The organism is Aliiruegeria haliotis (genome assembly GCF_003003255.1).
Classification (GTDB): domain Bacteria; phylum Pseudomonadota; class Alphaproteobacteria; order Rhodobacterales; family Rhodobacteraceae; genus Tropicimonas; species Tropicimonas haliotis.
Genome location: NZ_PVTD01000002.1, coordinates 651,526 through 664,526, shown reverse-complemented (window position 1 = coordinate 664,526; position 13,001 = coordinate 651,526). Strand labels below are relative to the sequence as shown.

The window sequence follows — 13,001 nt, the reverse complement described above, 5'->3', positions numbered from 1 at the left end:
TGCGTCAGATGTTTTCGGGCTGTGGCATGCCCAGCACGTGGTAGCCGCCATCGACGTGGATGATCTCGCCGCTTGTGCAGGCACCCGCATCTGAAGCGAGATAGACCGCCGTACCGCCCACTGCCTCCAGCGTGGCGTTCGCCCGCATCGGGGCATTGGCCTCTGTCAGACGGAAGGTCTTGCGCGCGCCGCTTATGGCGGCCCCTGCCAGTGTCTTCATCGGGCCGGGCGAGATCGCGTTGACGCGGATGCCGTCCGGGCCAAGGTCGTTGGCAAGGTAGCGCACGGTGCTTTCCAAGGCCGCCTTCGCCACGCCCATGACATTGTAGTAGGGCGTCACCCGGTTGGACCCCTGGTAGGTCAGCGTGAGGATCGTACCGCTGCCGGACATCAGTGGCGCGGCTCGCCGCGCCACGTCGATGAGCGAGTAGCAGGAGATCGTCAACGAGTTGCGGAAGTTCTCCCGCGTGGTGTTGACGAACCGGCCGCCGAGTTCGTTCTTGTCGGAATATGCGATGGCGTGGACCAGGAAATCCAAACCGCCCCAACGCTCCCGGATCGAGCCGAAGGCCGCGTCGAGCGAGTCGTCGTCGGTGACATCCACATCGAGCAGGAAATCGGACCCGACTGATTCTGCCAGTGGCTCGACACGTTTGCCGAAGGCATCGCCCTGATAGGAGAAGGCAAGCTCTGCCCCTTCACCGGCCATGGCCTTTGCTATGCCCCAGGCAATGGAGCGGTCGTTGGCCACGCCCATGACGAGGCCGCGTTTGCCCTTGAGAAGATCTGCCATCTGGAATTCTCTACCCGTCCCTGAACCGCGAAAGCAGCATCGACCCGTTGGTGCCGCCGAAGCCGAAGCTGTTTGTCATGACCGTGTCCAGACCCGCACCCTCGACCAGCGAGGTAGCGATTTCCTCCGGCTTCAGGGCCGGGTCGAGATCGGTCACGTTGATCGAAGGGGCAATGAAATCGCCCTTCAGCATCAGCAGGCAGAACACGGCCTCCATCGCCCCGGCCGCACCCTGAGCGTGGCCAGTCATCGACTTGGTGGAAGATACCGGCGGTGTGCTGCCGTCGCCGAACACCCGGCGAACCGCCTCGATCTCTCCGACATCGCCCACCGGCGTCGAGGTGCCATGCGCATTGATATAGCTGACGGAGCGGCCCTCGGGCAGCGAGTCGAGCGCCAGGCGCATGGCCCGCTCGCCGCCTTCACCAGAGGGCGCCACCATGTCGTGACCATCGGAGGTCGCGGCAAAGCCCGTCACTTCCGCATAGATCTTCGCACCGCGCGCCTTCGCATGTTCAAGCTCTTCCAGGACCACGATCCCGCCGCCGCCACCGATGACGAAACCGTCACGTGAGGCATCGAAGGCGCGCGAAGCGGTCTCCGGGGTGTCGTTGTACTTGGACGACATGGCGCCCATCGCGTCGAAGAGGCAGGAGAGCGTCCAGTCCAGTTCTTCGCCGCCGCCGGCGAACATCACGTCCTGCTTGCCCATCATGATCTGTTCGGAGGCATTGCCGATGCAATGCAGCGAGGTCGAGCAGGCGGAGGTGATCGAGTAGTTGATCCCCTTGATCTTGAACGCTGTGGCGAGGTTCGCAGAGATGGTCGACGACATGCACTTGGGCACCGCGAAGGGCCCGATCCGCTTTGTGGCGCCTGTCTTCAGAACGGTCTGGTGCGCGGTTAGCATCGCGGAGGTGGAGGGCCCGCCAGATCCAGCCACCAGCCCGGTGCGGACGTTGACGACGTCGTCGTCCGAAAGGCCGGCATCGGCAATGGCCTGCTGCATCGCGATATGGGCGAAGGCCGCCCCCGGGCCCATGAAGCGCAGCGTGCGCTTGTCGATGTGCTCGGCGGTGTTGATGTTGAGTTGCCCGGAAACCTGGCTGCGGAAACCATGCTCCGCCATCGTTTCGTCGAAGGCGATGCCGGAGGCGCCGGCTTTCAGGGAGTCGGTGACTTCATCTGCGGAATTGCCGATGGGGGAGACGATTCCCAGACCGGTGACGACGACGCGACGCATCATGGCTCTCCTTGAGACCGATTGCGGATCAGGATTCGGCTTCAGCGAGGCCGACCTTGAGGCCGGTCACGTTGTAGATCTCTTCGCCGTCAGCATAGACCTTGCCGTTGGCGACGCCCAGCTTGAGCTTGCGGTCGATGACGCGGGAATAGTCGATCCTGTAGGTGATCATCTTCGTGGAGGGGCGCACCATGCCGGAGAACTTCACTTCGCCGGCGCCGAGCGCAAAGCCCTGGCCATTCAGCCCGCGCCATCCCAGGCCAAACCCGGTGAGTTGCCACAACCCGTCAAGGCCAAGGCAGCCGGGCATGACCGGGTTTCCGGGGAAGTGGCAAGGGAAGAACCAGAGTTCCGGATCGATGTCGAACTCGGCTTCAAGGTAGCCCTTGCCGAACTCGCCACCTTCGTCGGAGATGTCGGTGATCCGGTCGGCCATCAGCATCGGCGGAAGCGGGAGTTGTGCATTGCCGGGGCCGAACATCTCTCCACGGGCACACGCCAGCAGGTCTTCCTTGTCGAAACTCGTTTTTCTCTCGGCCATTCCGCCGTGCCTCCCAATGCGCCCTACAGGTGTTTCGGGCTGTCTATCACCGCAAATTGATCAGGCGCAAGGGCGCCAGACCGTCCCGTCGGTGGCGCGTTGCGATCTGTTTTCAATTGAATTCCAGACATTGGACCGCATATAACATGGGTCAGGCAGCGCGACGGACAGGCATGATGAATACCCAGGAAAGACAGCGCGGATCGGAGTGGCTTGTGCAGGGAGACCTGCGGCCGACGCGTCAGCGTCTGCTTCTGGCCGCGCTACTGGTTGGCGACGGTTGCAATCGCCATGTCACCGCCGAGAGCCTGTTCGAGGCGACGCGCAAGTCCGGGGAGCGGGTTTCGCTCGCAACGGTCTACAACACGCTTCGGGCCTTCTGCGAAGCTGGGCTGATGCGCGAGATCACGGTGGACGGAACAAAGAGCTACTTTGACACCTGCACCGAGGATCATCCGCATTTTTACTGGGAAGACAGCCAGAGCCTGACCGACGCCCCGGCCGACCAACTCGAAATCGCAAGCCTGCCGGAGATCCCGGAGGGTGCGGAACTGGCGAGTGTCGATGTGGTGATCCGCCTTCGGCGAACCTGATCCCGAAGCGCCTTTCAAAGGCACAACAGGATTTGCAGTGCCTCGCGAATCAGACGTCGTGCCGCAGCTAGAACCACTGACCCGGTTCCATCAGCCCAAGATCCATCAATTGTTGGGATGACCACTCGAACGGCGTGCTGTTGAACCAGCCAAAGCTCCTGATTTCCGGCGATGACCCGGGGTTGAGCTTCAGCGCCTTCGCCGTCCGGAAAGAGCACACAGCCGCCGTCAGGTTGTGGTGCCAAGGACAGGAGAATGTGTTGTATTCCTCGTCGTTGAAGGTGAAATCGGGCCGCAGCCGAAGCCCGGGTTTCGTGCGGAACAGCGACACCCTGTCGATCTTGCGCCGGTCCTTAGGCACATGTTCCTCGAACCGCCAGCGCAGGCCTCCGAAGAAGTCGAGTTGCCGCTCCTTGGGGCCATGCTCGCCATTGCGGGATAGGGCAAAATATCCGGCGCGGTCGAGGTGCGCTCGGTCGCACGCGACAGCATTCGGGTAGGTGTCGAGGTCGTCGGCATAGAGATCCACGACAAAGGTGACCATCGCATCCCGCCGTTCCTCGGCGTGGAATGCCAGCATCTCGCCCACCGTGCGATCTTCGCAGAAGGGGTAGAACAGGTACTCGGCGTTGTAGCCATAGTACATCCACGTCCCCGCCGGGGCGGCGGCGACAATGCGGTTGAGCGGGTCGCAAATGGCCTCGTCGCGATGGGGATCGTTGGGAAGCGAATGCACAAAGTCCGGCAGATCGCCGGGAAGTTCGACCGTGGGGGCCGTCAGCAAGACCAGGGTCTGAAACCCGCATTTGACATGGTGTTCGACGGTGGAGGCGATTTCTATGTCGTCCTCCACGAAAATCGCGGCAATGGGCCCGCGGTCGAGCACTGCCTTGCCCGCCTTCACGAAGGAGTCGATATCGGGATAGTGCATCCGTTGCCTGTCGCCTTGGTTGCAAGCGCCTTGACCGGCTCGCTTTGGCCGGCAGCCTACGGTCAAGGCCGGGTTCCGCGCAACAGCGGCCGCACAGCTTGCGCGGACGTTGCGCATTTGATGCGGCTGGGGTATCCGGCGCGCCAGCGTACAGGAGATGTGGCAGATGACCGAGACGCCGAAGAAGCTCTACATCAAGACCTATGGCTGTCAGATGAATGTCTATGACAGCGAGCGCATGGCAGAGGCGCTGCAGGGCTATGAGCAGGTCGACAGCCCCGAAGGCGCGGACATGATCCTGCTCAACACATGCCATATCCGCGAAAAGGCGGCTGAAAAGGTCTATTCGGAGCTTGGCCGGTACAAGCCACTGAAGGCCGGCAATCCCGACCTGAAGATTGGAGTGGCAGGCTGTGTCGCCCAGGCCGAAGGCGAAGAGATCATGCGGCGCCAGCCGATGGTTGACCTTGTTGTCGGTCCGCAAAGCTACCACCGCTTGCCCGAACTGGAGCGGCAGGCACGGGCCGGTGGCAAGGCGCTGGATACCGAATTCCCCGAGGAGCTGAAGTTCGACCACCTGCCCAGGCGGCCCAAGCCAAAGCGCGGTCCGACCGCGTTTCTGACGGTGCAGGAAGGCTGTGACAAGTTCTGCGCCTTTTGCGTGGTACCCTATACCCGTGGCGCCGAAGCGTCCCGCCCGGTCTCGCGGGTGCTGCGTGAGGCCGAGGGACTGGTGGAGCAGGGCGTGCGGGAGATCACGTTGCTGGGGCAGAACGTGAATGCCTATCATGGTGAGGAAAACGGGCAGAGCCGGGGGCTGGCCAGCCTGATCCGGCGCCTCGCGGAGATCGACGGGCTGGAGCGGATTCGCTTCACCACATCGCACCCGAATGACATGGACGATGATCTGATCGCTGCACACGGCAATTGCGCAAAGCTCATGCCCTATTTGCATCTGCCTGTGCAGTCAGGTTCCGACCGCATCCTCAAACGGATGAACCGGGGGCATACGGCGGAAGAGTACATCCGGCTCATCGAACGCATCCGTGCGGCGCGTCCGGATATCCTGATCTCGGGCGATTTCATCGTCGGCTTCCCGGAAGAGACGGAGGCTGATTTCCGTGCCACCATGGAGCTCGTGGAGGCCGTGAAATACGGGCAGTGTTTTTCCTTCAAATACTCCTCCCGCCCGGGCACACCGGCAGCGGAACGCCCGCTTGTCGACCCGGAGGCTGCCGACGATCGCCTGCAACGCCTTCAGGCATTGCTGACCAAGCAGCAACGCGAGGCGCAGGACGCAATGGTTGGACGCGAGGTCGGTGTGCTGTTCGAAAGGGCCGGGCGGATGGACGGACAGATGGTCGGCAAGTCCGACCACCTCCATGCCGTGCATGTTCAGACCGATCTGCCGGCCGGAACGCTCGCGCGCGTTCTGATTTCCGAAAGCGGACCCAACTCACTGGGTGGTGTGCTCGTCTGAGGGAATGTGCGAACCGCGCGAACGCATTCGGGGCATCGCCCGGAGCGATGCCCTTCAAATTGCGCCAGAGTCAGCGGTATATCAGAAGTCGGACCCGACCGGATGTTCGACCATCAGGCGCTTGAGCGTTGCGATCTTGTGTTCGCCATTGCCGACGCCATATTCGTCCCGACAGACACGCTCACCAATTGTGTGGGCCTGCTTCCAAGTATAGCCGTAGCTGAGAAGGTCCTCGATGAAGACGGCATTGGGACGATCCCAGGCCACCGTCTTCAGGGCGCCGCGGTAGCAACTGATGTTGATGGTCCCTTTGCCGGAGGATTCGGGATGCGAGGGCTTGCCTTGTGCAAATGCTGCCCCTCCCACAGGCAACGCAATCGCGGCGGCCACCGCCACCATGGTCAATTTCTTCATTGTACCGTCCTTCCCGTTTTTGAACGCAACCTACTAGCCGAGACAGCCCCCGGAGCGGTGTATTTTTGGTAAAACCCCACGAAATCATACCCGCCCCGCGTCGATTGTTAAGCCCGGGATCGAGAAACGATCAATTTCATTACTATTTTCAAATGATTATCTTCGCGCCGTCCCGTCCTCCCGATTGAAACCATCCCATCCCGGCCGTTTCTGTGTCCATATCGGGAACAGTCGCAAAATGATCGCCGCATTGGTGCGGTTTTCCGCTCAATCCGGGTCGAACAGCGATTCGCACAACGGGCCCGTTCAGTGAAGCTGGCGGACCGCTGGCGCCGGGGCAGCGAAAATGCGTTTCAGTGCGGTGGGCACGGGGATGGTTCAAGCAGTTGTTTCCACACCGGATCGCAGCATCCGCGGGGACCGGCGCGCGCGAAGTGCGAGACGGTGCCAGACGCTAGATATGGCAGTCGTGACGCGCGCATGCGGCTCTTTTTGTGTCACTCACGTGATTTTTCCGCAGTTTCACTTGCCAGAGGTGCAGCAAGCAGGGCAGCATTGAACCACGGACAACACGAGCAGCGGAGCCGCATTTTTGGGAATCAGCGCCCTGACCCCCCCGACGCAATCTTCCGAGATCCTGGAAACCCCTCTGGAATTTCCCGACAACCGCCTACTGGTGGAACTCTGCGGCGAGTTCGACCGGAACCTGTCGCAGATAGAGCACCAGCTTGGACTTCAGATCATCCGGCGCGGCAATCATCTTGCGCTGATCGGCGATGGCGACAGCCGAGCCCGCGGGGCCGTGATCCTTCAGGAGTTGTACGAACGTCTTGAAGCGGGGCGTTCTCTGGAGCCCGGCGACATCGACGGAGCCATCCGGCTCGGGACGCTCGAAGACGAGGCCGCGCCGCGGGCCGCCGATCAGCTGGAGATGTTCCAGGGCGGGCGCGTGGAGATCAAGACCCGCAAGAAGATCGTGGAACCTCGGACCGAGGCACAGAAAGCCTATGTACGCTCGCTGATGTCCAACGAGTTGGCGTTCGGCATCGGCCCGGCGGGCACGGGCAAGACCTATCTTGCGGTCGCGGTCGCGGTAAACCTCTTCGTGGAAGGGCATGTGGACAAGATCATCCTTTGCCGTCCGGCGGTCGAGGCCGGCGAGCGTCTTGGTTTCCTTCCCGGAACGCAGGAGGAGAAGGTCGACCCCTACATGCAGCCGCTCTATGACGCGCTGAACGACTTCCTTCCCGGCAAGCAGGTGAACAAGCTGAAGGAAGAGAAGAAGATCGAGATCGCGCCGCTCGCCTTCATGCGCGGCCGCACGCTGGCGAACGCGGCTGTCGTTCTGGACGAGGCGCAGAATGCGACGACGATGCAGATGAAGATGTTTCTGACCCGTCTGGGAGAGGGATCCCGCATGGTGGTCACCGGCGACCGCAGCCAGGTGGACCTGCCACGCGGTGTGAAGTCCGGGTTGATCGAGGCGGAGCAGCTCTTGAAGGGTGTCGACGGAATCTCCTTCAACTATTTCACCGCAAAGGACGTCGTGCGACACCCGCTTGTGGCCCGGATCATCGAGGCCTATGACACTGATTCGCCGCCGGGCTGATCGCGTTCACCGCGATCACGCGCTCCGGGCGGCGGAAACCTGCCGCAGGACGCAAGATGAACGAGATTGTCGAAATCGTGGTCGAGGCCGAGCCTTGGGACACCATCGGGCTGCCTGAACTGGCCGAAGCCGCGGCGATCCGGGTTCTGCGCCACCTTCGACTCCCTGAGGCGGCGGAGATCGCGCTGCTTGCAACCGATGACGCGCGGATTGCGGTGCTGAATGCCGATTTCAGGGCAAAGGAAACCGCAACCAACGTGCTTTCGTGGCCAGCAGAAGACCTTTCAGCCGAACGACCCGGCGGACAGCCGGCCTTGCCAGAGGCCGATTTCCCCGGTGAACCGACCTTTCTGGGCGACATCGCGCTCGCCTGGGAGACATGCCGGGCGGAGGCTGCGGCAGCCGGCAAGCCGGTGGAGGCTCACGTGACGCATTTGATCGTCCATGGAATCCTTCATTTGTTGGGTTATGATCACATTTGTGATGAAGATGCGGCCTTGATGGAAGGAATTGAGGTCGCAATACTTGGCGAACTCGGTCTTCCGAACCCATATTAGGGCGGACCGGAAGGTCCAGTTGATTTTGGAAAGGACATATGGGCGACACTCCCGAGGGCTCTTCTAGCGCAGCGCAGCGCGCGCCAGAGCCCGACATATCGAACCGAATGGGGTTTTGGGGCCGGCTTCACTGGCTCCTGTTCGGTGATCGGAAAAACCTCCCTGACGAATTCACGACCGTCGCCACAGTTGGCGAAGGGCGGGCGGTGGCGCCGGCCAATGGCCTGTCGCGTGGCATGGCCAACCTGCGCCAGATGCGGGTCGAGGACGTCGCCATCCCCCGTGTGGAAATCACGTCGGTGCCGGTCGACATCGACCTCGAGTCACTGATCGATGTCTTCCGCGACAGTGGCAACACGCGGTTGCCGGTTTTCGACGGCACGCTCGACAGCCCGCTGGGGCTTGTCCACATGAAGGACGTTGCTCTCCGGCATGGCTTCAATGGCAGGAACCCGGAAACGTTCGAATTGGAGACGATGCTGCGGCCCCTGATCTTCGCGCCGCCTTCGATGCCGATCGGCGTGCTGCTGCAAAAGATGCAGACCGACCGGCGCCACATGGCCTTGGTGATCGACGAATATGGTGGCGTGGACGGGCTCGTGACGATCGAGGATCTGATCGAACAGGTGATCGGTGAGATCGAGGACGAACACGACATCGAGGAGGAAGAGCTTTGGGTCGAGGAGAAGCCCGGTTGCTACCTCGCCTTCGCACGGACACCCCTTGAGGAATTCGAGGCCGAGATCGGTCTGAAACTGGTCGAGGCTGAGGACGAGGAGGAGGTCGACACACTCGGCGGGCTCGTGTTCATGGAGATCGGTCGCGTTCCGGCCCGCGGCGAGGTCATTCCGCATCCGTCCGGTGCCCAGTTCGAGGTGATCGACGCCGATCCGCGCCGGATCAAGCGCCTTCGGGTGCGTGTCCCGGGCGTTGGAGCCGCAGTTCCCGGTCCCTCGATGTCCGGCCCCGCGTTGTCAGGTTCGGCCGTGCCGACGGCAGCGGCCGCAGAGTAGTCTGGAATGGCGACAGCAGTGTCGCGTGCAATGGTTGGTCGACGCTCCGGGTTGGTCGCGTTTTTTGCGTTGGGCGCACTGGTCGCGCTGGGGCAGGCACCGCTTGGATGGGCCTGGCTGGCGATGGTTGCGATGTGCGCCGCAATCGCACTTTTCAGCCAGATCGAAGACGGGCGGATCGCCTGGTGGCGGGGGTGGGCGCTTGGCACCGGGCACTTCGCGATTGCACTGTCCTGGATTGTTGAGCCATTCCTTGTCGATCTTGCCCGCCATGGGTGGATGGCCCCATTTGCATTGGTGTTCATGGCCGGCGGCCTGGCATTGTTCTGGGCCACGGCTTTTGCGCTCGCAACGTGGTTGGGGAGGGGACCAGGGGAGAGAGTGTTGTGGCTGATCGTGCTGTTGGGAACGGCAGAGATGCTGCGGTCGTACATCCTCACGGGCTTCCCCTGGGCCTTGATCGGGCACATCTGGATCGGCCTGCCGCAGATGCAGGGCGCGGCCATATTCGGTGCGCACGGCCTGACACTGATGACGCTGCTCGCGGCGGCCATGCCGGTGTTGTTCGGCAGCAGGCGGGCGCTTCTGGGCTGCCTCGTGTCTGTGTCGCTGCTGTCCCTTCCCGCGGTTTATGCGCGGTTGCGTGTTCCCGAGGAGTCAGCTGCGGGGCCTGACCGGCCGGTGATCATTCGACTTGTTCAACCCAACGCGCCGCAACATGAGAAATGGGACCCGGCCCTCATCCCGGTCTTTCTGGACCGGAAGTTGCGCTACACCGCCGCTGCAACCTCGGAAGGTGCTCGGCCGGATGTCGTTGTCTGGCCCGAGACATCGGTGCCCTACCTATTGCGCCATGCCGATCCGGTCCTGCGCCGGATCGCGGAGGCGGCGGATGGTGCAGAGGTCGTGATCGGCGTTCAGCGGCGTGACGATGCCGGGCGGTGGTTCAACAGCCTTGCGGTGCTGGACGCGTCTGGTGCTGTGCGGGACACCTATGACAAGCACCACCTTGTGCCATTCGGGGAGTACATGCCGCTGATGGATGTGTTCTCCCGCTGGGGGGTCTTCGGCCTCGCGGCGAATGCCACGGGAGGGTACTCGGCAGGTCCCGGCCCGAGGCTCGTGGATCTTGGCCGGGCGGGGCGCGCGGTGCCCCTGATCTGCTACGAAGCGATCTTTCCGCAAGACATTGCTGCACTTGACGACCGCGGTGGCTGGATCGTGCATATCACCAACGATGCCTGGTTCGGCAGGATATCCGGCCCGTACCAGCATCTGGCGCTGGCCCGGCTGCGTGCGGTGGAGCAGGGGCTTCCGGTCGCCCGTGCCGCAAACACGGGCATTTCGGCCCTGTTCGATCCCTACGGCCGGGAGATTGTGCGCGTGGACCTCGGCGAAGCGGGCTATGCGGACGCCCACCTGCCCGCGCCGATTGCCGCGCCGCTTTACGCCAGATCGGGCGATGGGCCAATCGCGGGCGGTATGGCGCTGGTGACACTGGTCTTGATTGCACGGCGACGGCGGAAGGCGGCCGGTTGACCCCACCTGCAAACGGGCCTAAGCCCGAAACCTGACCGTCACAACGGCTTCCTGGCGTGGCGGGAGAATTTCAATGGAGCAATCATGTCCCGACAGAACTATATCTTCACCTCGGAATCTGTTTCCGAGGGGCACCCCGACAAGGTGTGCGACCGGATTTCGGATGCGGTCCTCGACGCCTTCCTGACCGAAGAGGAAACGGCGCGCGTGGCCTGCGAGACCTTCGCGACCAGCGGTATGGTCGTGATTGGCGGAGAGGTGGGGCTGTCCGAGCAGGAACGTCTCAAGGATTACATGGGGCGGATCGGCCAGATCGCCCGCGACTGTATCCGCGATATTGGCTACGAGCAGGAGCATTTCCACTGGAACACCTGCCACGTCCTGAACTTCCTGCACGAGCAGTCTGCGCATATCGCGCAGGGTGTGGACCGCGAAGGTGCCGGGGATCAGGGGATCATGTTTGGCTACGCGGTGGAGGAGACGCCGGATCTCATGCCGGCCCCGATCCAGTATGCGCACGCGATCCTTCGTCGGCTGGCCGAGGTGCGCAAGTCCGGCGCAGAGCCGAGCCTCCGGCCCGATGCGAAGTCGCAGCTGTCGATCCGCTACGAAGACGGCAAGCCCGTCGAGGTGACGTCGGTGGTCCTGTCCACGCAGCACGCGGAAGAAAGTCAGAGCTCGGACGACATCCGTGCCATCGTCGAGCCGCACATTCGTGACGTGCTGCCCACCGAATGGGTGACCGACAAGACCGAATGGTGGGTGAACCCGACCGGGACATTCGTGATCGGCGGGCCCGACGGTGATGCTGGCCTGACCGGGCGAAAGATCATCGTCGATACCTATGGCGGTGCGGCACCGCATGGCGGCGGGGCCTTCTCCGGAAAGGACCCGACCAAGGTGGACCGGTCAGCGGCCTATGCCGCGCGCTACCTTGCAAAGAACATCGTGGCGGCGGGTATGGCGAAACGGTGCTCCCTGCAGCTGAGCTATGCCATCGGCGTGGCCAAGCCTCTGTCGATCTATGTGGACACCTACGGCACCGGAGCGATCGATGAGGTCGCAATCGAACGGGCGGTTGCAAGCGTGATGGACCTGACGCCACGCGGGATCCGGACCCACCTCGGCTTGAACAGGCCGATCTACCAGCGCACGGCGGCCTATGGTCACTTCGGGCGCGATCCCGAAGCCGACGGTGGGTTCAGCTGGGAGCGAACCGATCTGGTCGAAGCGCTGAAGAAGGCCGTGAGGTAACGCGATAGGATGGCGGCGACCCTGCCATCGGCAGGGTACTCCCGCCCGTCTTCAGGGCCGTTCGGCCCCTCATCCCGTTGGGCGCGCGGCCTGACGCGAGCTTGACGGGACGGCGCGGGTTTGCGAAAGGCCCGGCATGTCGAAGAAAGAGTCTCCCTCCGGCGCCCCTTGGCGCAATTTCTATGGCCGCCGCCATGGCAAGACCCTGCGTCCCAGCCAGCTCACCTACCTTGACGAGGACCTGTCAAAGCTCTCGCCGGGGGCGGTCGACTGGGATGTGAACCCGGACCGGGTCCCTCTGGATCTGGCCGGTCTCTTTGGCGGGCGTGACGTCTGGTTGGAGATCGGCTTCGGCGGTGGCGAGCACATGGTGCACCAGGCAAGCCGAAACCCCGATGTCGGGATCATCGGTTGCGAGCCCTTCATCAACGGTGTCGCGATGCTGCTGGGCAAGATCCGTTCCGCCGGCGCCGACAATATCCGGGTCCATCCCGGCGACGCACGCGACATGTTCGATGTCCTGCCAGAGCAAAGCATCGCCCGCGCATTCCTGCTCTATCCGGATCCCTGGCCCAAGAAGAAGCACCACAGACGCCGGTTCGTGACGCCAGAACACCTGGCCCCCCTGGCGCGAGTCATGAAGCACGGTGCGGTTTTGCGCGTTGCGACGGATATCCCGGACTATGTCCGACAGACCCTTGAGCAGGTCCCGAAGCACGGGTTTCACTGGATGGCGGAACGCCCGGCCGATTGGCGGGAGCCTTGGGATGACTGGTTCTCCACGCGGTATGAACAGAAGGCCATTCGGGAGGGACGTGTCCCACACTACCTGACATTCCGGCGGGACTGATCACCCGGCAGGCTGCTGGAACTCCACTTGTAGCACCCCGACAGCGGCGAAACCGTCGTTGCGGTTGCGCGCATGGCGTGCCGCGAGTTGTCGCCTGTTTCTGGCATGGGATCACTCGACGAGAGGGGTTGGTGAAGGCCCCTGTCAGCGGTCTGCCGGGGCGGTAGGAGCCATCTGGCCTTTC

13 protein-coding genes and 1 riboswitch are annotated in these 13,001 nt (G+C 62.9%); of the genes, 8 read left to right on the top strand and 5 right to left on the bottom strand.

The window, feature by feature from the left end:
• Positions 1 to 4 precede the first annotated feature (4 nt).
• Genes CLV78_RS08385 through fabA form a run of 3 tightly spaced genes read right to left on the bottom strand, consistent with a single transcriptional unit; the run spans position 5 to position 2,577 of the window.
• Positions 5 to 793, bottom strand: a complete 789-nt coding sequence (locus tag CLV78_RS08385; protein WP_106204318.1) for an enoyl-ACP reductase FabI — start codon at positions 791 to 793, stop codon at positions 5 to 7.
• Between the two features lie 10 nt (positions 794 to 803).
• On the bottom strand, positions 804 to 2,036 hold the full coding sequence (locus tag CLV78_RS08380; RefSeq protein WP_106204518.1) for a beta-ketoacyl synthase N-terminal-like domain-containing protein: 1,233 nt from the start codon (positions 2,034 to 2,036) through the stop codon (positions 804 to 806).
• A 28-nt stretch (positions 2,037 to 2,064) separates the two neighbouring features.
• On the bottom strand, positions 2,065 to 2,577 hold the full coding sequence (gene fabA, locus CLV78_RS08375) for a 3-hydroxyacyl-[acyl-carrier-protein] dehydratase FabA (protein WP_106204317.1): 513 nt from the start codon (positions 2,575 to 2,577) through the stop codon (positions 2,065 to 2,067).
• A gap of 176 nt (positions 2,578 to 2,753) precedes the next feature.
• Here fabA and irr point away from each other — a divergent pair, with 176 nt between their 5' ends.
• Entirely contained in the window at positions 2,754 to 3,170 is a 417-nt protein-coding gene (gene irr / locus CLV78_RS08370) for a Fur family transcriptional regulator Irr (protein ID WP_106204316.1), read from the top strand.
• A gap of 67 nt (positions 3,171 to 3,237) precedes the next feature.
• Here irr and CLV78_RS08365 read toward each other — a convergent pair whose 3' ends face one another.
• The gene (locus tag CLV78_RS08365; protein WP_106204315.1) at positions 3,238 to 4,101 is read right to left on the bottom strand and encodes a glycosyltransferase family protein; all 864 of its coding nucleotides are present in this window, start codon (positions 4,099 to 4,101) and stop codon (positions 3,238 to 3,240) included.
• A 166-nt stretch (positions 4,102 to 4,267) separates the two neighbouring features.
• Between CLV78_RS08365 and miaB the strand changes: the two genes are divergently transcribed.
• Positions 4,268 to 5,581: a tRNA (N6-isopentenyl adenosine(37)-C2)-methylthiotransferase MiaB gene (gene miaB, locus CLV78_RS08360; protein WP_106204314.1), complete on the top strand. Its 1,314-nt coding sequence runs from the start codon at positions 4,268 to 4,270 to the stop codon at positions 5,579 to 5,581.
• An 81-nt stretch (positions 5,582 to 5,662) separates the two neighbouring features.
• Here the strand turns inward: miaB and CLV78_RS08355 are convergent, their stop codons facing one another.
• A complete protein-coding gene (locus CLV78_RS08355; RefSeq protein WP_106204313.1) occupies positions 5,663 to 5,995 on the bottom strand; it encodes a hypothetical protein in 333 nt (110 codons plus the stop codon).
• A gap of 592 nt (positions 5,996 to 6,587) precedes the next feature.
• Here CLV78_RS08355 and CLV78_RS08350 point away from each other — a divergent pair.
• The 6 genes from CLV78_RS08350 to trmB all read left to right on the top strand — a co-directional run bounded on the left by CLV78_RS08350 (position 6,588) and on the right by trmB (position 12,817).
• Positions 6,588 to 7,604: a PhoH family protein gene (locus tag CLV78_RS08350; RefSeq protein WP_106204312.1), complete on the top strand. Its 1,017-nt coding sequence runs from the start codon at positions 6,588 to 6,590 to the stop codon at positions 7,602 to 7,604.
• 56 nt (positions 7,605 to 7,660) lie between these two features.
• Positions 7,661 to 8,161, top strand: coding sequence for an rRNA maturation RNase YbeY (ybeY, locus tag CLV78_RS08345; RefSeq protein ID WP_106204311.1), 501 nt, complete (start codon positions 7,661 to 7,663; stop codon positions 8,159 to 8,161).
• Positions 8,162 to 8,199: 38 nt separating this feature from the next.
• Positions 8,200 to 9,174: a transporter associated domain-containing protein gene (locus tag CLV78_RS08340; protein ID WP_106204310.1), complete on the top strand. Its 975-nt coding sequence runs from the start codon at positions 8,200 to 8,202 to the stop codon at positions 9,172 to 9,174.
• A gap of 6 nt (positions 9,175 to 9,180) precedes the next feature.
• The gene (gene lnt, locus CLV78_RS08335) at positions 9,181 to 10,713 is read left to right on the top strand and encodes an apolipoprotein N-acyltransferase (RefSeq protein ID WP_170111656.1); all 1,533 of its coding nucleotides are present in this window, start codon (positions 9,181 to 9,183) and stop codon (positions 10,711 to 10,713) included.
• Between the two features lie 32 nt (positions 10,714 to 10,745).
• A riboswitch (SAM-SAH riboswitch) is annotated at positions 10,746 to 10,794 on the top strand.
• A gap of 3 nt (positions 10,795 to 10,797) precedes the next feature.
• A complete protein-coding gene (gene metK, locus CLV78_RS08330) occupies positions 10,798 to 11,967 on the top strand; it encodes a methionine adenosyltransferase (RefSeq protein ID WP_106204308.1) in 1,170 nt (389 codons plus the stop codon).
• Between the two features lie 136 nt (positions 11,968 to 12,103).
• Positions 12,104 to 12,817, top strand: a complete 714-nt coding sequence (gene trmB / locus CLV78_RS08325) for a tRNA (guanine(46)-N(7))-methyltransferase TrmB (protein ID WP_106204307.1) — start codon at positions 12,104 to 12,106, stop codon at positions 12,815 to 12,817.
• Positions 12,818 to 13,001: the final 184 nt, after the last annotated feature.